The sequence below is a fragment of the Haliea sp. E17 genome (assembly GCF_048323675.1).
Lineage (GTDB): Bacteria > Pseudomonadota > Gammaproteobacteria > Pseudomonadales > Halieaceae > Mangrovimicrobium.
Genome location: NZ_JBLWFK010000005.1, coordinates 569,860 through 587,302, shown reverse-complemented (window position 1 = coordinate 587,302; position 17,443 = coordinate 569,860). Strand labels below are relative to the sequence as shown.

The 17,443-nt window shown below is 63.2% G+C and carries 17 protein-coding genes and 4 tRNA genes; 9 read left to right on the top strand and 12 right to left on the bottom strand.

Annotated elements, in window-relative coordinates:
* Window positions 1-155: 155 nt before the first annotated feature.
* From ACNKU3_RS16130 to birA, 6 genes are all read right to left on the bottom strand, one after another.
* Window positions 156-231, bottom strand: a tRNA-Thr gene (locus tag ACNKU3_RS16130).
* 16 nt (window positions 232-247) lie between these two features.
* A tRNA-Gly gene (locus ACNKU3_RS16125) sits at window positions 248-321 on the bottom strand.
* Between the two features lie 155 nt (window positions 322-476).
* A tRNA-Tyr gene (locus ACNKU3_RS16120) sits at window positions 477-560 on the bottom strand.
* 199 nt (window positions 561-759) lie between these two features.
* A tRNA-Thr gene (locus ACNKU3_RS16115) sits at window positions 760-835 on the bottom strand.
* Between the two features lie 115 nt (window positions 836-950).
* Window positions 951-1,679 (bottom strand): type III pantothenate kinase, encoded by a 729-nt coding sequence (locus ACNKU3_RS16110; RefSeq protein ID WP_418260539.1) that lies wholly within the window; start codon window positions 1,677-1,679, stop codon window positions 951-953.
* Window positions 1,676-2,641, bottom strand: coding sequence for a bifunctional biotin--[acetyl-CoA-carboxylase] ligase/biotin operon repressor BirA (gene birA / locus ACNKU3_RS16105; protein ID WP_418260537.1), 966 nt, complete (start codon window positions 2,639-2,641; stop codon window positions 1,676-1,678). Before birA ends, ACNKU3_RS16110 begins: the two co-directional genes overlap by 4 nt.
* A gap of 188 nt (window positions 2,642-2,829) precedes the next feature.
* Here birA and ACNKU3_RS16100 point away from each other — a divergent pair, with 188 nt between their 5' ends.
* The 3 genes from ACNKU3_RS16100 to ACNKU3_RS16090 are packed head-to-tail and all read left to right on the top strand — an operon-like array spanning window position 2,830 to window position 5,348.
* Window positions 2,830-3,999, top strand: a complete 1,170-nt coding sequence (locus tag ACNKU3_RS16100) for an isovaleryl-CoA dehydrogenase (protein WP_418260536.1) — start codon at window positions 2,830-2,832, stop codon at window positions 3,997-3,999.
* 42 nt (window positions 4,000-4,041) lie between these two features.
* Window positions 4,042-4,938: a hydroxymethylglutaryl-CoA lyase gene (locus ACNKU3_RS16095; RefSeq protein ID WP_418260535.1), complete on the top strand. Its 897-nt coding sequence runs from the start codon at window positions 4,042-4,044 to the stop codon at window positions 4,936-4,938.
* A 17-nt stretch (window positions 4,939-4,955) separates the two neighbouring features.
* Window positions 4,956-5,348, top strand: coding sequence for a hypothetical protein (locus ACNKU3_RS16090; RefSeq protein WP_418260534.1), 393 nt, complete (start codon window positions 4,956-4,958; stop codon window positions 5,346-5,348).
* Here the strand turns inward: ACNKU3_RS16090 and ACNKU3_RS16085 are convergent.
* The 3 genes from ACNKU3_RS16085 to ACNKU3_RS16075 are packed head-to-tail and all read right to left on the bottom strand — an operon-like array spanning window position 5,229 to window position 7,689.
* Entirely contained in the window at window positions 5,229-6,503 is a 1,275-nt protein-coding gene (locus tag ACNKU3_RS16085; protein ID WP_418260533.1) for a sterol desaturase family protein, read from the bottom strand. The genes ACNKU3_RS16090 and ACNKU3_RS16085 overlap by 120 nt on opposite strands.
* 18 nt (window positions 6,504-6,521) lie before the next feature.
* Window positions 6,522-7,421: an MBL fold metallo-hydrolase gene (locus ACNKU3_RS16080; protein WP_418260532.1), complete on the bottom strand. Its 900-nt coding sequence runs from the start codon at window positions 7,419-7,421 to the stop codon at window positions 6,522-6,524.
* Window positions 7,422-7,446: 25 nt separating this feature from the next.
* Window positions 7,447-7,689, bottom strand: coding sequence for a YdcH family protein (locus ACNKU3_RS16075; protein WP_418260531.1), 243 nt, complete (start codon window positions 7,687-7,689; stop codon window positions 7,447-7,449).
* Window positions 7,690-7,898: 209 nt separating this feature from the next.
* Here ACNKU3_RS16075 and yrfG point away from each other — a divergent pair, with 209 nt between their 5' ends.
* Together yrfG and hslR are read left to right on the top strand one after the other, a co-directional pair.
* Window positions 7,899-8,564, top strand: a complete 666-nt coding sequence (gene yrfG / locus ACNKU3_RS16070; protein WP_418260529.1) for a GMP/IMP nucleotidase — start codon at window positions 7,899-7,901, stop codon at window positions 8,562-8,564.
* Window positions 8,565-8,600: 36 nt separating this feature from the next.
* Entirely contained in the window at window positions 8,601-9,002 is a 402-nt protein-coding gene (gene hslR / locus ACNKU3_RS16065) for a ribosome-associated heat shock protein Hsp15 (protein ID WP_418260528.1), read from the top strand.
* Between the two features lie 18 nt (window positions 9,003-9,020).
* Here hslR and ACNKU3_RS16060 read toward each other — a convergent pair whose 3' ends face one another.
* Window positions 9,021-10,223 (bottom strand): GGDEF domain-containing protein, encoded by a 1,203-nt coding sequence (locus ACNKU3_RS16060; RefSeq protein WP_418260527.1) that lies wholly within the window; start codon window positions 10,221-10,223, stop codon window positions 9,021-9,023.
* Window positions 10,224-10,359: 136 nt separating this feature from the next.
* Between ACNKU3_RS16060 and ACNKU3_RS16055 the strand changes: the two genes are divergently transcribed.
* Genes ACNKU3_RS16055 through ACNKU3_RS16040 form a run of 4 tightly spaced genes read left to right on the top strand, consistent with a single transcriptional unit; the run spans window position 10,360 to window position 15,103 of the window.
* Window positions 10,360-11,091, top strand: a complete 732-nt coding sequence (locus tag ACNKU3_RS16055) for a hypothetical protein (RefSeq protein ID WP_418260526.1) — start codon at window positions 10,360-10,362, stop codon at window positions 11,089-11,091.
* Window positions 11,092-11,131: 40 nt separating this feature from the next.
* Complete coding sequence (gene dxs / locus ACNKU3_RS16050) at window positions 11,132-13,108, top strand: 1-deoxy-D-xylulose-5-phosphate synthase (protein ID WP_418260525.1); 1,977 nt, start codon at window positions 11,132-11,134, stop codon at window positions 13,106-13,108.
* 37 nt (window positions 13,109-13,145) lie between these two features.
* Entirely contained in the window at window positions 13,146-13,883 is a 738-nt protein-coding gene (locus ACNKU3_RS16045) for a class I SAM-dependent methyltransferase (protein ID WP_418260524.1), read from the top strand.
* Window positions 13,884-13,894: 11 nt separating this feature from the next.
* Window positions 13,895-15,103: a glycosyltransferase gene (locus tag ACNKU3_RS16040; RefSeq protein WP_418260523.1), complete on the top strand. Its 1,209-nt coding sequence runs from the start codon at window positions 13,895-13,897 to the stop codon at window positions 15,101-15,103.
* Here ACNKU3_RS16040 and ACNKU3_RS16035 read toward each other — a convergent pair.
* Complete coding sequence (locus ACNKU3_RS16035; protein WP_418260522.1) at window positions 15,055-16,149, bottom strand: glycosyltransferase; 1,095 nt, start codon at window positions 16,147-16,149, stop codon at window positions 15,055-15,057. The two genes, ACNKU3_RS16040 and ACNKU3_RS16035, sit on opposite strands and share 49 nt — an antisense overlap.
* Before the next feature lie 81 nt (window positions 16,150-16,230).
* Window positions 16,231-17,373 (bottom strand): CDP-glycerol glycerophosphotransferase family protein, encoded by a 1,143-nt coding sequence (locus tag ACNKU3_RS16030; RefSeq protein WP_418260521.1) that lies wholly within the window; start codon window positions 17,371-17,373, stop codon window positions 16,231-16,233.
* Window positions 17,374-17,443: the final 70 nt, after the last annotated feature.

The following is a 17,443-nucleotide window of genomic DNA, read 5'->3' as shown; positions in this document are numbered from 1 at the left end:
GGTCTTGCCGTGGTCAACGTGGCCAATGGTGCCCACGTTTACGTGCGGCTTAGTACGTTCAAATGTTGCTTTACCCATTACGACAGTCTCCTTAACACTGGCGTCAGCCTTGCTTGTACCGCCTCAAAAACCGAACTTGCAAAAACCAGGTGGAATGGAGCTCATAACCGGATTTGAACCGGTGACCTCTTCCTTACCAAGGAAGTGCTCTACCGACTGAGCTATATGAGCTTTAACTTTCCAACCCTGGAGCGGGCAGCGGGAATCGAACCCGCATCATCAGCTTGGAAGGCTGAGGTTCTACCACTGAACTATGCCCGCGACTCGCTTCGTCACTTGAAGGCGGCACCAGTCGGTCCGGTCGCACACCTTCGGACCGCCTTAACGGCCCCGGGACAGCCCAGCTATCCCTGCTTAACTACCCTTTTACTGCTTTCCACCTTCAGCGGGAAACCAACTTCCTCGCTTCGAATACATGGTGGAGGGGGGTGGATTCGAACCACCGAAGCTCTCGCGTCAGATTTACAGTCTGATCCCTTTGGCCACTCGGGAACCCCTCCGAAAGGCGGCATATTGTCCGGATGCCCCACATCCTTGTCAACAACTTATCGGCGTGAAAAGTATCGACTTGGAGAGTTTTTTGCAGGCGAGACCAACCCACCTGCCACAACACCCAACGAAACAGGGGTCAGATTCGAATTTTCGCCGCCGAAAACCCGTACCTGACCCCAGTTTTTTCCTGCCTGAAGCACCAAAAATTGGAGCTGGCGAGAGGAATCGAACCCCCGACCGGCTGATTACAAATCAGCTGCTCTACCTACTGAGCTACGCCAGCCTGATGCTTTCCCATCCCGGATTTACGGCCACAGGGGCAGCCGGACCGGGTCGAGGGCCGCGATTCTATGCAATACCCTAAAGCGATGCAACAGAAAGTCGGCCCGCCCGGCAGTTCAGGACCCGCACTCGGCGGCCATGATCGCCAGCCCCTCGAAAACAAGGTCGGGCACCAGTTTGCCGCTGCGCCCCACCAGTCCGTGCAACAGCTCACCGCCACCCCCACAGTAAAAAAGTTGGGGCTCGGGCTCCGCTGCCGCCTCCAGCGCCATTCTGACCGCCCCGGCCTGGGCCAGGGCGATACCGTTGCGCACGGCCTCCGCCGTCGAGCGACCGGGGTCCAGCGCGTACTCAGCGGCCTCGTCGAAGCGCACGCGGTCGGTGTCGCGCAACAGGGCCTGCTCCATAAGGCCGGCGCCGGGAATGATATAGCCCCCCTCATGGATGCCATCTTCCCCCACAATGTCGATGGTGGTCGCGGAGCCGGAATCCACCACGCACAGGCGGGCCTTGCTGTGGGCGCGGGCGCCGAGCATCGCCAGCCAGCGATCCACCCCCATACGCGAGGGGTCGCTGTAGCTGTTTACCAGGTCCGCGCACTGCGCGGTGGTACGCGCAAACCAGGCCTCCAGATTCCAGCGGGACATCAGCATAGCGGCGAGTGCGTTCTCCACACCGGCCGAGGCCACACTGGATATCCAGACCTGTTGCGGCGTTTCCGGAATGCCCTCGAGCGCGCTGGCCTCTGCGGGGTTGAATTTGCCCCGAGCGAGAACACTTTCACCCTGTACCAGCCGCCACTTGGCACTGCTGTTGCCGAGATCGATTTGCAGGCATCCGCTCACGATGCTGGCCTCAGGGAGATCTCCCCACCGTAAACCGGCTGCACGCCGCCGGATACGGATTCCAGCAACAGGGCGCCCCGCTCGCTGACCCCCCGGGCAATACCCGCTAGACGTTTCTCCCCACTGCTCAGGACAACCGGCATATCCGCGTAGGCGTCCAGCTCCTGCCACTCCTCTCGCCAGCCGGAAAACCCCTCGCGCTCGAACGTCGCCAGCAGCGGCAACAACTCATCCAGCAGCAAACCCAGCATTGCACTGCGCCCCACCCGCCCGCCGGCACGCTGCACATCGGTCCAGTCCTGGTCGATCGACTGCGCGGCTCCGCCGGGCATAGCCACGTTGAGACCGATACCCACCACCACCTGGCAGGGGCCAGCGGCGTCACCGCTCATCTCCAGCAGGATTCCCCCCAGCTTGGCACCCTCGTGCAGCACGTCGTTGGGCCACTTCAGGCGAACGCCCTCAACCCCCGCCCGGGCCAGCGCGCGGGCCACCGCCACGCCCACCGCCAGGCTGAGGCCCTCCAGGGCCGCGGCGCCCTGGGCGTACTCCCACACTGCGGACAGGTAGAGGTTGCGGGCGTAAGGGCTGACCCAGCTGCGCCCGCGGCGACCGCGCCCGGCACTTTGCTGCTCCGCGCTGCACACATAACCCGCACCCGCAGCGGCGGACAACGCCTCGCTGTTGGTCGAGGCGACTGTCTCACGCAGGTCGAGGCGCTGCAGCAACGCCAGCGAAGCCTGGGTCATCGCCGCGCGCACCATCGATTCCTCGAGCAACTCGATGCCCCCGGGAATGCGGTAGCCCCGGCCCTTGACGGATTCCAGCTCGACCCCGATTTCAGCGAGCTTGTTGAGCTGCTTCCAGACGGCGGTCCGGCTGACACCGAGGGCGTCAGCGATGCTCTGCCCGGAAACAAATTCGCCGCTGGCGAGCAGGGAAATCACCCGATTGTCGGTCATGTAATGCACTGCGCGATGAAAAACCAACCCATCATAGCAAGCCCGCGAGCCCCGTGGGAGCACACCCAGCCGCCGCCTGCAGGCAGCAACACCGGCGCAGCCCCCGGAATCGATGAATTTACGCCCGCACCGTCGTTTATTTATACTGCCCCGCACTTTTCGTGCACCTCGAACGGGGGGACACCGCCATGGCCAGCACCTATCCCACATTGAATTTCGGTCTCGGCGAAGACATCGACATGCTGCGCACTGCGGTGCTGCAGATGTGCCAGAAGGAAATCGCTCCCCGCGCCGCGCAGATCGATCGCGACAACCAGTTTCCCGCCGACCTGTGGCGCACTTTCGGCGATATGGGCCTGCTGGGCATTACCGTCGAGGAGGAGTACGGCGGTTCCGGCATGGGCTACCTCGCCCACGCCGTGGTGATGGAGGAAATCAGCCGCGCTTCGGGATCAATCGGCCTGTCCTACGGGGCCATGTCCAACCTCTGCCTCAACCAGTTGCGCAAGCACGGCACTGAAGCGCAGAAGCAGCGGTACCTGCCAAAGCTGTGCAGCGGCGAACACGTCGGCGCCCTCGCCATGAGCGAGGCCAATGCCGGCTCCGACGTCGTGAGCATGCAACTGCAGGCACGCCGGGATGGCGACCACTACATCTTCAACGGCACCAAGATGTGGATTACCAATGGCCCGGACGCCGATGTCTACATCGTCTACGCGAAAACCGACCCCGCGGCCGGTTCCCGGGGCATATCCGCCTTTATCGTCGAGCGCGACCTGCCAGGCTTTTCCCGCTCGCCCAAGCTGGACAAGCTCGGCATGCGCGGCTCCAACACCTGTGAACTGGTATTCGAGGACTGCGCGGTGCCGGCGGCAAACATCCTGAAGAACGAGGGCGACGGCGTGGGCATCCTGATGTCCGGGCTCGACTACGAGCGTACGGTGCTCTCGGCGGGTCCCGTGGGGATCATGCAGGCCTGCATCGACGAGGTGCTTCCCTACCTGCATGACCGCAGGCAGTTCGGCAAGGCGATCGGCGAATTCCAGCTGATGCAGGGCAAGCTGGCGGACATGTACGCCGACCTCAACGCCTGCCGCGCCTACCTCTACGCGGTGGCCGGCGCCTGCGACCGCGGCGAGGAAACCCGCCAGGATTGCGCTGCGGTCATCCTCTATACCGCGGAGAAGGCCACCCAGTGTGCGCTGCAGGCAATACAGGCGCTGGGCGGTTTCGGTTACACTAACGAGTCCAATGCCGGACGCCTGCTGCGCGACGCCAAGCTCTACGAGATCGGCGCCGGCACTTCGGAAATTCGCCGGATGCTGATCGGCCGCGAACTGTTCAAGCACTCGTCCTGAAGCGTATTGGCTGTACACTCTACCTGAACACCGGAGTCAACGATGTCCCTGCCCCAACGAGTCACGATTATCGAAGTCGGTCCCCGCGACGGCCTGCAGAACGAGCCCGGCACCATCCCCCTGGACGCCAAGCTGCGCCTGCTCGACGAACTGGCCGAGGCCGGCCTCGGGGTGCTCGAAGCCGGCAGTTTCGTCAACCCCAAGTGGGTGCCGCAGATGGCAGACAGCGAGGCGATTTTCGAGCAGGTCAAGCGCGCGCCGGGCGTGCGCTACGCAGCGCTCACCCCTAACCTGAAGGGCTTCGAGCGGGCGATGGCTGTGGGCGCCGACGAAGTGGCTATCTTCGCCGCCGCCTCCGAATCCTTCTCACAGAAGAACATCAACTGCAGTATCGCCGAGAGCCTCGCGCGCTTCGAGCCGGTCATGGAGGCCGCGCAGGCCCGCGGCATCCCGGTGCGCGGCTACATCTCCTGCGTGCTCGGCTGCCCCTACGAGGGCGATATCAGCCCGCAGGCGGTCCTGGAAGTGACCCGCGCCCTGTTCGCTATGGGCTGCTACGAGGTCTCCCTCGGCGACACCATCGGCACCGGTACCGCGGGCAGCATGGCCACCCTGCTGGGCGTGTTGCTGGCGGAGTATCCAGCAGAGAGACTCGCGGTGCACTGCCACGACACCTACGGCCAGGCCCTGGCCAATATCCTGGTGGCCCTGCAGCACGGCATCGCCACCGTGGATGCGTCAGTCGCCGGCCTCGGCGGCTGCCCCTACGCGGAGGGCGCCACCGGCAACGTCGCCACCGAGGACGTGGTCTACATGCTCAACGGGCTCGGCATCTACACCGGCATCGACCTGCCGAAGCTGATCGCCGCCGGGCGCAATATCTCCGCGGTACTGGGCCGGCCCAGCGCCTCCCGCGTATCCCGCGCCATGCGTATCTGAGCGCCCGGCGCCCGCAGGTGTCGCAACTCAGCCCTTCCACCCTGCGTACCCTGGCGGCCTTCGCCGCCACCGGCCTGGGCGCCGCGATGGTGGCGTCGCTGTGGCTGCGCCCGCTGGATGCGACGGCGATATGGCTGCTCTCACAGGGCTGGGTTTACCTGCTGATAGCGCTCGGCCTGTTTGGCAAGGACCGCTTTACCCTCTATGTCGGCATCGCGGCGCCGGTTATTTTCTTTGCCCTGCGCCCCGAGCACACGGCCGACCAGTTGCCCGTCGCCGACCTGCTCGCCCTACTCGGCGACAGCACCATTGCCACCCTCTGCGCCACCGTGGTCTGGCGCCTGCACTACCTCAGCAGCACTGCGGGCAACCGGGAGCAACAGGCCGAAGGTGACAGCCAGGTAGGCTAGCCCCGCCGCGATTACCGGGGCGCCCGCCCCATCGGCCGCCAGCAGCCCCAGCAGGACGGCGACCGCCAGCAGGCGCGCAAGCTCCCAGCCGAGCACCTCGCGTACCGGTCGCCGGTCCAGCCACAGCGCCGTGGTAACGGTTGTCGCCAGCAACACCGCCCAGCCGGCCAGGCCCGCGAGGTAAGCCGGTGCGAGCAGCAGCAGGGCGCCGAGCAACAGGATCACCGCCACCAGCTGGGCCAGGGCATAGGCGTTCACCCAGGGTCCGACCTGCGGGTCATAGCGCCGGAATTCCGCCAGCGCCGGCTTCGGCCGCGGATCACTGCGCGCCACGTCCGCCGGCCGCCAGCCGGTCCGGGCGACCCAGACCCGCAACTTGTCGCGCCACAGCGCGGTGCGCCGGCTGTCGTGGAGCATGTCCAGGTAGATGTGGGTGAGGGCGCGAGCCGGGTTGAAGCTGCGCAGCGGACCGCGAATGCCGTAGACCGGCGGCTCTGCCTCCAACTCCTCCTGGAAAGTCCCGAACAGCCGGTCCCAGACGATCAACATGCCGCCGTAGTTGCGGTCCATGTAGATATCGTTCTGGGCGTGGTGCACCCGGTGGTTGGACGGCGTGACCAGCAACCATTCCAGCCAGCCCAGCTTGGGGATATGCCGGGTATGTACCCAGAACTGGTAGATGAGATTGATCGCGCCGACCGTCACCACGACCTCCGCGGGAATGCCCAGCAGGTACATGGGAATATAGAAAAGCCAGCCCAGCAGGAAGCCGGTGCTGGTCTGGCGCAGGGCAGTGGAGAGGTTGTAATCCTCGCTCTGGTGGTGAGCCACATGGGCCGCCCAGAAGATACTGCGCTCATGGCCGAGGCGGTGCGACCAGTAATAGCACAGGTCGTAGAGGAGCATGGCCAGCAACCAGGTCCACCAGTGCCCGGCATCCATCAGTGGCAGGGAAAAGTACGCCGTGACGAGGTAGTAGACGTAGCCACCCAACCCGAGGGTGACAAAGCGCTGTGCCTGGCTCAGCACCCCGAGCGACAGGCTGCTCACCGCATCGTTGACCCGGTAGGTATTGCGCCCGCGCAGGATGCCGTAGGCCAGCTCGACGAGGATGGCGAGGATAAAGAAGGGAATGGCGTATTCGACCAGCTTCACGCCAGTATCCGCGCCGGGCTAGAGGCTCCCGGCGACGAAGCTGATCCAGGCGGCCTCACTGATAAAGCCCTGGCCATAGCTGGCATACTGGTCGCCAAGGCCGGCAGCGGTAATGTCCTCCACGCTCTTGCCCTGCGCGAGTGCGGCCTGGACGATCCTGGCGGTGTCCTCGAGCACCTTGATATAGGCGGTGAGCTCCGCCTTGTCGAGGAAGCCGGCGCCGTGCCCCGGGACCAGCACAGTGTCGTCGTTGATCATGTCCCGCACCGCGACCAGGTTCTCGATCAGGCTGATGGCGTTGCCGCCGGAACCGATATCGACAAAGGGAAAGGCGTCCCGGAACAGGTGGTCACCCATGTGCACCACATTCTGGGCGGTGAAGAAGATGATGCTGTCGCCATCGGTATGGCCGTGGGGGAAATGCCGGGCGCGGATGCGGTCGTCGTTGAACGTGATGATCATCTCGTCGCTGTAGGTGATCACCGGCAGCGCCGCGGCGGGTGCCGGCTCGACCACCCGGTCGAATATCTTCATTTCCTGCCGGGTGCTCATGCGCTGGTAGACGTTCTCCTGGGCGGCGATCAGGGTACCCTTCTCGCCCCAGAACAGGTTGCCGCCGACGTGATCGAAGTGCCAGTGGGTGTTGAACAGGTAGCGCGGCGCCCCGGGAGTGATCTGCAGGGCCGACAGGGCCGCCTCGTGAGCGGCGGCGTATTCTGCGTAATCGGAATCGATCAACAGGACCCCATCCTCGCCGATCGATGCGACCACATTCCCGCCCTTGCCGCGCAGCTCGAACAGCGGCCCCTTGATCGGCACCACCTCCACTCGCGGAGCCCGCTCCACCACCTGGGCGAACACGGGGGAAAGGGCGAAGCAGGCGAGCAAGCCGAATACGGGAGCCAGGAAACGGGGCATCGGATACCTCCTTGTTACGGTGAGGTCAGGCGTTCAGGTCGGGGATCATCTCGTCCTTCAGGCGCTCTATGGCGTCTTTCAGGCGCAATTTTTCTTTTTTCAGTCGCTGCAGCAGGATCTGGTTCTGGTAGGGGTACTCGTACATCTCGTGGATGCGGGCGTCCAGCGCGCGGTGCTTGCCCTGCAATTCCAACAGGCGCATGGCAGGGGTCATCACCTCGTTGGCGGCTTCCTGCTCTCCTGCGAAGGGCTCTCTCAGATCTGTCATGCGCGCGTCATGCGCTCCCGGGGCAACGTAAGATCGAAGTGCAACTCTATACCTGTTTCAATTACCCGCACAAGCGCCCGCTGCTGACAGAGACGTCTCTGCGGCATGTTTTATATAGCAAGCCGCTATATATGCGCCGGGGCCACGCAAACGCGGCCGGCTCCGGTATAATTGCGCCCACGTAACCACAGCCAAAGCCCAACCGCCCAATGATCGACTGGAACAGCATAGACACCGTGCTGCTGGACATGGACGGCACCCTGCTCGACCTGCACTTCGACAACTATTTCTGGGTGCAGCACGTCCCCCGTGTCTACACCGAGACTCACGGCCTGGACGAGGCCGAATCGACTGCGCGCCTGGAAACCGCCTTCAATATCGAACAGGGTACACTGGACTGGTACTCCCTCGATTACTGGTCTGATCGCCTGCAGCTGGATATTCCCGCGCTGACCCACGAGATGCGCCACATGGTCAGCATGCGACCCTTTGCCGAGGAATTTCTGCAGCGCCTGCACGCCTCGCACCGGGACGTGGTCATGGTGACCAACGCCCACCGCAAGACCTTGGATATCAAGATGGGACACATCGACATCACCGGCTGGTTCGACCGGGTCGTGGTCTCCCATGAACTGGACGCGCCCAAGGAACAGCAGGCCTTCTGGCATCGCCTGCAGGACTTGCACCCCTTCAACCCGGCGCGCACCCTGCTGATCGACGACACCGAACGCGTGCTCGATTCGGCCCGGGATTACGGCATCGCCCACCTGCTGACCCTGCTGCAACCGGACAGCCAGCGGCAGAAGCGCATCGACACCCGCTTCCCGGGCATCCACCACTTCGACGAGATCATGCCCGGGGAGCCACAGCCTTGAGCGTCCCGAGAAAGCCATGAGCGACCTGAGAAAGCCATGAGCGAATTCCAGGGCGACAAGCTGCGCCTCGACAAGTGGCTGTGGGCCGCGCGCTTCTTCAAGACCCGCAGCCTCGCCAAGGCGGCCATCGAGGGCGGCAAGGTCCACCTTGCCGGCCAGCGGGTGAAGGTATCCCGGGAAATCAGCGTTGGCGACACCCTGCAGGTCCGCCAGGGCTGGGACGAAAAAACTGTGGTGGTGACGGCGCTCTCCGACCAGCGCCGCGGCGCCCCGGAAGCCAAGGCCCTGTACCGGGAGACCGACGAAAGCACCGAAAAACGCGAAACCGCAGCGGCGGCCCGCAAGGCCGCGGGGGGGATGATCGACCGGCCCGTCGGGCGTCCCACCAAAAAGCAGCGGCGGCAGATACACCGCTTCAAGACCGACGGCCAGGACTGATTCGCCGCGGGGCGGCAATCAGGCCGCCGCAATCACCTGGTTGCGGCCCCGCTGCTTGGCGCTGTAGAGCGCCTCATCGGCCTGCGTGAGCAGGTGTTCCATGCGGGTGTGGTCCTCCGGCAGGACTGTCACCACCCCCTGGCTGACGGTAATCCGCTGGCCCGCACCACCGGCCCCGTGGGGGATGGCCGCGGCCTCCACCAGCAGGCGCAGGCGCTCCGCCGTACGCAGCGCGGCTTCCGAGGAGGCCCCCGGCAGCAGCAGGATGAATTCCTCGCCACCGTAGCGGGCTACCAGCTCGCCTGCACGCCCGGTCACCCCGAGCATGATCTCCGCCAGCTGCTTCAGCACCTGATCGCCCGCCGGGTGGCCGTAGGTGTCGTTGTAGGGCTTGAAGAAATCCACGTCGAGCATGATCAGGGACAGGTTGGAGCGGCTCTCGCAGGCCCGCTCCAGCTCCTCCTGCAGGGCCACGTTGACCCGCCGGCGGTTGGCCAGCCCGGTCAGCTCGTCGATATTGGCGAGGTCGGTGAGCTGGGCCCGGGCCGAGCGCAGCTGGCGGTTGCGATCGCGCAGGGAAGTGGTTAGCTGGCCCAGCTCGCGGGACATGCTTTCCCGCTCCCAGCCCAGGGAGATCATGTTGCAGAAGAAGCTGTAGGCCCGGTTGCAGATCACCACCAGCAGGGCGCAAAAGGCCAGCAGGCTGAGGCCGATCACCAGGTTGTAGGGCTGCTCCCAGAAGCGGTACAGACTCCACCAGGCGATCGGCCAGACCGCGGTGAACAGGAACACGATGAAATACTCGCGGATGATCACCGAAAACCCTACCGAGACCGCGGTGATCATCAGAATCATCAACAGGAAGGTGTACTGCATGGTGATGGGCACGTGGTGTGCCGCGAGAATATACACCCCCGCCCAGGCCAGCCCGGTGGCCGCGGACCCCAGCAGCAACCAGCAGTAGACCCACCCGGGGTGATCCCGATAGGCGCGGCTGGCCAGGGCCCGGCTCATATGCAGCGAACGCAGCAGCAACAACACCAGGAAGGCGCCGGCGGAGAGCAGGACGGTGCTGGTCTCCATGAATGGCCAGAACATGACCATTGCCGCGCCCACCCCGATCAGGTGCGCAGCTACCGTCGGCAGCTGCCCATTCTGCATGAGCATCTCCAACTGGGCGGAGAACAGCTCCTCCCGCGGTATGTGGCGTTGGTAGATCATTCCCGAATGCTACACCCGCCTGGCAAAATCGCCCGATCAGGATGTGATTCTTGCGACACGATTCACAACCCGGACCCCGGTAGATGGTTGTTTTTGTGGAACAGGGCCAAACTGGGGACACAAGGGAGCCCTTTTCATGATTGCATGGACCCACCTGCGCGCCATCTGCCTGGTGCTGCTGTTCGTCCCCATCGTGCACCTCGTTTACCTGGTGTCGCAGGACACGCTCGCCTCCCTGAACGCCTCCCCCGAGGCCTGGGCCGACGAGATGGCGGCCTACCAGCGCCAGGACGAAGGCACCCCGCTGCCGAATGGGCCGGTGGAAATCATCGGCGGCCACCGGGTGAAACTCTGGGAGGGGCTGGACAATGTGCTGGCTCCCCAGCCGGTCTTGATGCGCGGGCTGGGCAATGCCACCGTGGACGACATCCTTTATTACTACCCGCGACTGGTGGGCTATTACCGCCCGCAAACCCTGGTGTTCCTGCCCGGCGACAGCGAGTTTCACATTCGCGATGCCAAGGCCGCAGACGAACTGTTCAACGGCATCCGGCAACTGGCGGAAACCGACCAGAAACTTCGCCCGGAAGGGCACTTCTACGTCTTCGCCCCCTTGCAGACCCCCCTGCACCCCGAGGACCGTGCCAAGGTCGCGGAAACGACCCGCCTGCTGAGCGACTGGGCCGCAGACCAGCCAGGGGTATCAATACTCGACGCCAACCCCCTGCTCAGCGCTGTCGATGGCAAACCGGACCCCACCTATTTCCGCTTCGACGGGGTCAACCTGAACGAACACGGCTACCTGCGCCTGTCCATGCTGCTCAAAACCGCCCTCGAAGCGCAAAATCCACCAAAAACCGGCCCCTGAGGCAGGCCAACTCGCCCCCATTTAGGGGTAGAATGCGCCCATGATCTCCGAATTGCCCATCGCCGCCCCCCACACGCCCCTGCTCGATGCCATCGACCAGGGCGCCGCCATGGCGGACCTCGACTCGCGCCAGCTGCAGCAGCTGGCGCAGGAGTTGCGGGAATACCTGCTCTACAGTGTGGGCCAGTCCGGCGGGCATTTCGGCGCCGGGCTCGGCGTGGTGGAACTCACCGTGGCCCTGCACCACGTCTTCAACACCCCGGATGACCGGCTGGTGTGGGACGTGGGCCACCAGACCTATCCGCACAAGATACTCACCGGCCGCATGCGGCAGATGCACAGCATCCGCCAGGCCGGCGGGCTGGCGGGCTTTCCCAAGCGCGCAGAGAGCGAGTACGACACCTTTGGCGTCGGCCACTCGTCGACCAGTATTTCCGCGGCCATGGGCATGGCGCTGGCCGCCCGCCAGCAGGGCATCGACCGCAAGGTCGTCGCCGTGATCGGCGACGGCGCCATCACCGGCGGCATGGCCTTCGAGGCCCTGGCCCACGCCGGCCACGAGCGCCCCGACATGCTGGTGATCCTCAACGACAACCAGATGTCCATCGGCCACAACACCGGCGGACTCGCCACCTATTTCGCGAAAATCTGGGCCACCAAGACCTACCTCGGCATGCGCGAGCGCTCCAAGCGCTTCCTCGAGCATTTCAGCTTCCTCTGGGAGTGGGCCAAGCGCACCGAAGAACACATGAAGGGCATGGTCGCCCCCGGCACCCTGTTCGAGGAGCTGGGCTTCCATTATATAGGCCCGCTGGACGGCCACGACCTGCCGCTGCTGGTGCGCACCCTGAACAATATGAAGGACCTTGAAGGCCCCCAGTTCCTGCACATCCGCACCGTCAAGGGCAAGGGTTTCGGCCCCGCCGAGGACGACCCGGTGGGCTACCACGCCATCAACAAGCTCGAGGCCACGCCGCGCAAGCCGCAGCCGGCACAGCCGAAAAGGAAAGGCCCCAAGTACCAGGACGTGTTCGGCCAGTGGCTGTGCGACATGGCCGCGCAGGACGACAAGCTGGTGGGCATCACCCCCGCCATGTGCGAAGGCTCCGGCATGGTGGATTTCGCCGCCCGCTACCCCGAGCGCTACTACGATGTAGCCATCGCCGAGCAGCACGCGGTAACCCTGGCCGCCGGCATGGCCTGTGACGGCCTCAAGCCGGTCGTGGCCATCTACTCGACCTTCCTGCAGCGCGGCTACGACCAGTTGATCCACGACGTCGCCCTGCAGAACCTCGATGTCACCTTCGGCATCGACCGCGCGGGGCTGGTCGGCGAGGACGGGCCGACCCACCACGGGGCCTTTGACCTCAGTTACCTGCGCTGTATTCCGAATATGGTGATTGCGGCGCCCTCGGATGAGAATGAGTGCCGGCAATTGCTGTATACCGCGTACCAGCATCCCGGGCCGGCCGCAGTGCGCTACCCGCGGGGCACCGGGCCGGGAGCCGAAATCGCGCAGGCCATGACCGCGCTGGAAATCGGCAAGGCGGTTACGGAACTGAAAGGTTCCCGGGTTGCCATCCTCAACTTCGGCGCCCTGCTGCCCGCGGCGCGGGAAGCGGCGGAGCAGTTGGGGGCAACGTTGCTGGACATGCGCTGGGTCAAGCCGCTGGATGAAGCGGCGGTGCTGGAGGCAGCGGCGAATCATGAGCTGCTGGTGACGGTGGAGGAAAACGTCGTCGCCGGCGGTGCGGGATCAGCCATCAACGAGCTGCTGAATCATGAGTACCCCCTGTCGAATGCCGAAGGCGCCTCCCACCAGGCCCCCGCGATCATCAACCTCGGCATACCCGATGCGTTTATCGAACACGGATCCCACAGCGGACTGCTGACAGAAGCCGGCCTGGATACCGATGGCATCATTGCTGCCGTCAACCGCCGGATCGCCCCAAGACCAGCAGATACCTCAACGGTTCAGCCAATAAAAGTGGCAACCTACGAAACACCACATCGTTAACACAACTATAAGAATCAAACAGGGGACCAACGCGGTAATGGCAAGACAACCCAAGCTCATACTGCGGGAAAGCGCCATAGACGATGTTGTCGCCGCCTGGCAACCGGGCTCCTTTCTGGAAACCGGCGCCGGCACCGGTTACATGACCCGGAAATTCCTCGAGCGGGGTTACCACGGGGCCTGCTACGAACTCAGCCAGACCGCCCGCGAGGGCATCAGGCGCAACCTTGCCAGCTACCCGGAGCGCATCCAGGTTCTTGATTCCCTTCAAGAACTTGGCACTACAACGTTCGACTACCTGCTTACTTTCGAGGTTCTCGAACATATTGAAGACGATCGGGCGGCACTGCAGCAGTGGGCGCAATACCTGCGCCCCGGCGGCAAGATCCTGCTTTCAGTACCCGCCCACCAACGCAAGTTCGGCCCCTCGGACACCGTCGTCGGGCACCTGCGGCGCTACGAGCGCCAACAGCTCAGGCGCCTGCTGGAGAGCACCGGCTTTACCGATATCCAGATGATCAATTACGGCTTCCCCATCACCGAAATGACCCGCAAGCTCGGCGACCGGATCGTCCGTAATGAAGCCGCCTCGAACGAGGAGAGCGCCGCCGAACGCAGCCAGCGCAGCAGCTATTCCCGCGGGAGCACAGCACGCAAGCTGATACGCGCGAGCGGAGAGGCGCCCTTCCTGCCCTTCAAGTCCCTGCAGCGCAGTTTCTACAGCAGGGACTGGGGAGACGGCATTATTGCCCACGCCACACTGGCCGGGCGCTAGGCGTTTCCGGAATGCGCCTGCTGGTACTCACTTCCACGTTCCCCCGCTGGCCGGACGATACCGAGCCGGCCTTCGTCCAGAACCTGTGCAACTACCTGGCGGAAAACAACACCATCGACGTCGTCACGCCCCATTTTGCCGGGGCCAAAGTCCGCGAGCAGATGGGCCCCCTGGAGGTGTATCGCTACCGTTATTTCCCGCAGCAATGGGAGCGGCTGGCTTATGAAGGTGGCATTTTGCCCAACCTTCGCCGGCAACCTTTACTTGCCCTGCTGATTCCCTTTTTCCTGGCCAGCCAGCTCTGGTTGGTGTGCAGGCTGCTGCGGCGGAATGACTATGATGTGATTCATGCCCACTGGGTGATTCCCCAGGCATTCGTTGCCTTGCTGGCACGCGCATTGGTTCGCAGAAAAACGCCGCTGGTGGTTACCTCCCACGGCGGCGACCTGTTTGCGCTGAAAGGGCCGGTGTTTTCCCGCCTGAAGCACTTGATTGTGCGGCATGCGCAGCACCTGACCGTGGTGAGTAGCGCAATGCGTGACAAGGCTATTGGGCTTGGCGTGCCTGCGGGCAAGGTCAGTGTCATTCCTATGGGGGTTGATGCGCAGAACACCTTCGTGCCCCCACCCAGGGGCGCACGGCGGGAGGGTTTGATTTTCGTCGGGCGACTGGTGGACAAGAAAGGTGTCGAGTACCTCTTGCAGGCCATGCCCGCGGTGCGGCAACAACACTCCGATGCCAGACTCGACATTATTGGCGATGGCCCTTTGCGCGGGGAGCTCGAGCAGTTGGTGCACCGGCTTGGCCTTCAGGCAACAGTGCATTTCCTGGGATCGATCCCAAACACCGCCATACCGGCAAAGCTGCAAGAAGCCCGTATCGCGGTAGTTCCGTCAGTGGTTACGGACAATGGAGACCAGGAGGGCGCACCGGTCGCGGTCATGGAAGTGATGGCCTGCGAGTGCACGACGATCGTGTCCGATTACCCGGGGGCGCGCGACCTCATCGAGGACGGCTGCAATGGCCGGCTGGTGCCGCAACGTGACCCACAATCGTTGGCCCTGGCGATCAACTCGCTGCTGGCCGACGCCGACACGTGCCTTGCCCTGGGCCAGGAAGGCCGGAAAACCGTCCAGCAGGATTTCGATTGGCGAGTGGTCAGCGCGCGTTTTCAGGCGGTATTTGACGAATACGCCTCACCACGATCTGCCGATGCCTGAATCCCGATGAAAGCGCCCAGGCGCACCGCCTGGTCCGCCCAGGTCGGAATGTCGACTTCGAGCAAAACGTGTTCATCTGCCTGGGCCACGATCACACGTGCCAGGTCGCTGGATGATTCGGGGTCGTATTTGATCCGCGGTACGGCCTCGAACAGCTTTCCCAGGGCCCCCACATCCGCAGCGGCTGCCGGAGCACGGCAGGCCAGCACCTCATAGGCCTTCTGCGGGAAGGCGTAATACCCGAAGCGGGTGTTTGAAAGCGGCACAACGACCACGTCCATCGCACTGTAAAAGCTCGGCATCTGCGTGTGGGGTAGCATGCCGAGATAGATGATATTTTCACTCTCCGGCAGGGGGCAGTCGTCGTAAAGCTTTCCCGCGACTACGCAGACAATTCCGGGGTCATCTCTCGTTATCTGGCGAAATGCCTCAAAGACGATATCCGCACCGTGAAATTGGTTGAGGCCGCCACACGCACCCACCAGCTTCTTGCCCTGGAATTTGTCCAGCCCCAACTCGTGCCTGCTGGCGGCCTTGTCTCGCGGGTAGAAGAGAGCGGCGTCTATGGTGCTTTCGAGCACCATCACAGGCTTGCCCGGGTACTGCTGGCGCAGGTCTTCCCCCAGGGTTTCACTCACCGCGACCAGACCGTCGGCCCGTACCAGTGCCCTGCGGTACAGGCTGCGTAGCCCCGGTATCTTCGACAGCCCAAAGGTATCGTACTCATCGTAAAGGTCGGCGAAAAAGCGAGCCCCCACCAGCCGCGAGAAACCATAACCCAGAACTACGCAAAGACAATCGGAACTGGCGACAAGAACCTCCGGCCGAAGTCTCCGGAGGAGCACAATAGCCTGAACCAACCAGCCGAAGAAAAGTGTTCGCGGAATATTGATACGCCGCCAGTGGCCGGCGAGATCCGCCGGCGTGGGCGCCGGACTGGTCAGGCGATAATCCAGGCAAAGTCCATGTGTCTCACAGCGGACGGAGAGGCCCTGGGGAAGCTCAAATAGCCGCGCATAGCGATCCTGAATCACATCATGATTCATGTAACGTGCCTTGCACAGCCAGAGGACCCTAGCGGTCTTCACCACGCACCTCCCCGTCGGTGGACACTGCAGCTAGCAGAATCAAACAGGACATTCGTGAAGCTCCCTTGCCAGCTTGTAAATTCGCGCGCAGTTCCCGAACCGTTCGGTTGAAGATCGCGGTATAGCCGTGGCCGGCAGTTGCACTCCCTGAACGCCCGACTCCAGCCGCCCTTCGATAAGACGGAGAAGTTCACCGCGCTCGTAGGCAATCTCACCATAAGTGGAATCGCGTAAATCGATATAAGCATCACGGGCGGATTGATAGCTCGCAAGGTCGAACCGGTAGAACAGGACTGGTTTGCCCAGGGACATAAAGTCCCAGCACACACTCGAATAGTCGGTCACCATGAGCATGCTCTCACAGATAAGGTCCCTGAGGCTCTCCTCCCCTTGCTTTACAACATGGATCTTCGCGGCTGGCGACCGGGGAAGCGCCATCACTTTTTGCGAGTGGGCATGCAGATACACCTTCAGCACCACATCGTGCTTTTCCAGCAGGCAGAGCAGATCCGGGTCATCGAGCAGGGACTGCAGCTCGGCGCGAAATTCACGGAGCTCACTACCGGCAAGGTGTCGCCTGTGTGTGGGGACGAACAAAATCTGCCGCGCAGTATTTGTCGCCTTCAACTTCAGCAAGTCTGTACGGGCGTAACCGGTAACCCTGACGCGGAATTCGTCCACACCGGCCTGCTCGACGAGCATCCGCCGCTCAAGCTCACTGCCCACAGTAAACAGGCGCATGATATTCCTGTTACGCTGATAAAAGGCATCGAACTTCTTGAAGGCGAGAGTCCCGTGGTGCAGATACACCAGGCCCCGCCGCCGGCCGTAAATCTCAAAAAACCTGCGATACATCAGGTCACGGTAAGTATGGGTATAGAACATGAGGCTGGCCTGTAAAAACAGACGCATATGCCGCCAGGAACCATACAGCACGGCGTTGGGGTCGTCGCGGAATAGCCGCTCGAAGTTCGCCGAGGAGCGCTTCACCAGGAAATAGACCGGCTCTTCCGGGTGGCGGTCTCGGCAGTAGCGATAAAATGCATAGCCATTGTCATCGAGGCATTCGCCCTGGTTTTCACCTATCAACCAGCAGGCTGCTCCCCCCCTGCGTTGCCGTGACATAATGAGGAACGGCAGGAAAATCGCTGCCAGAACGCGACCATACAATTCTCTGGCCATGCTGCCAAACCCACTCACCGTGAAGTGCCCTCGCCCACAACACTCAGCAGAAACCCAATGAGCTCTTTGG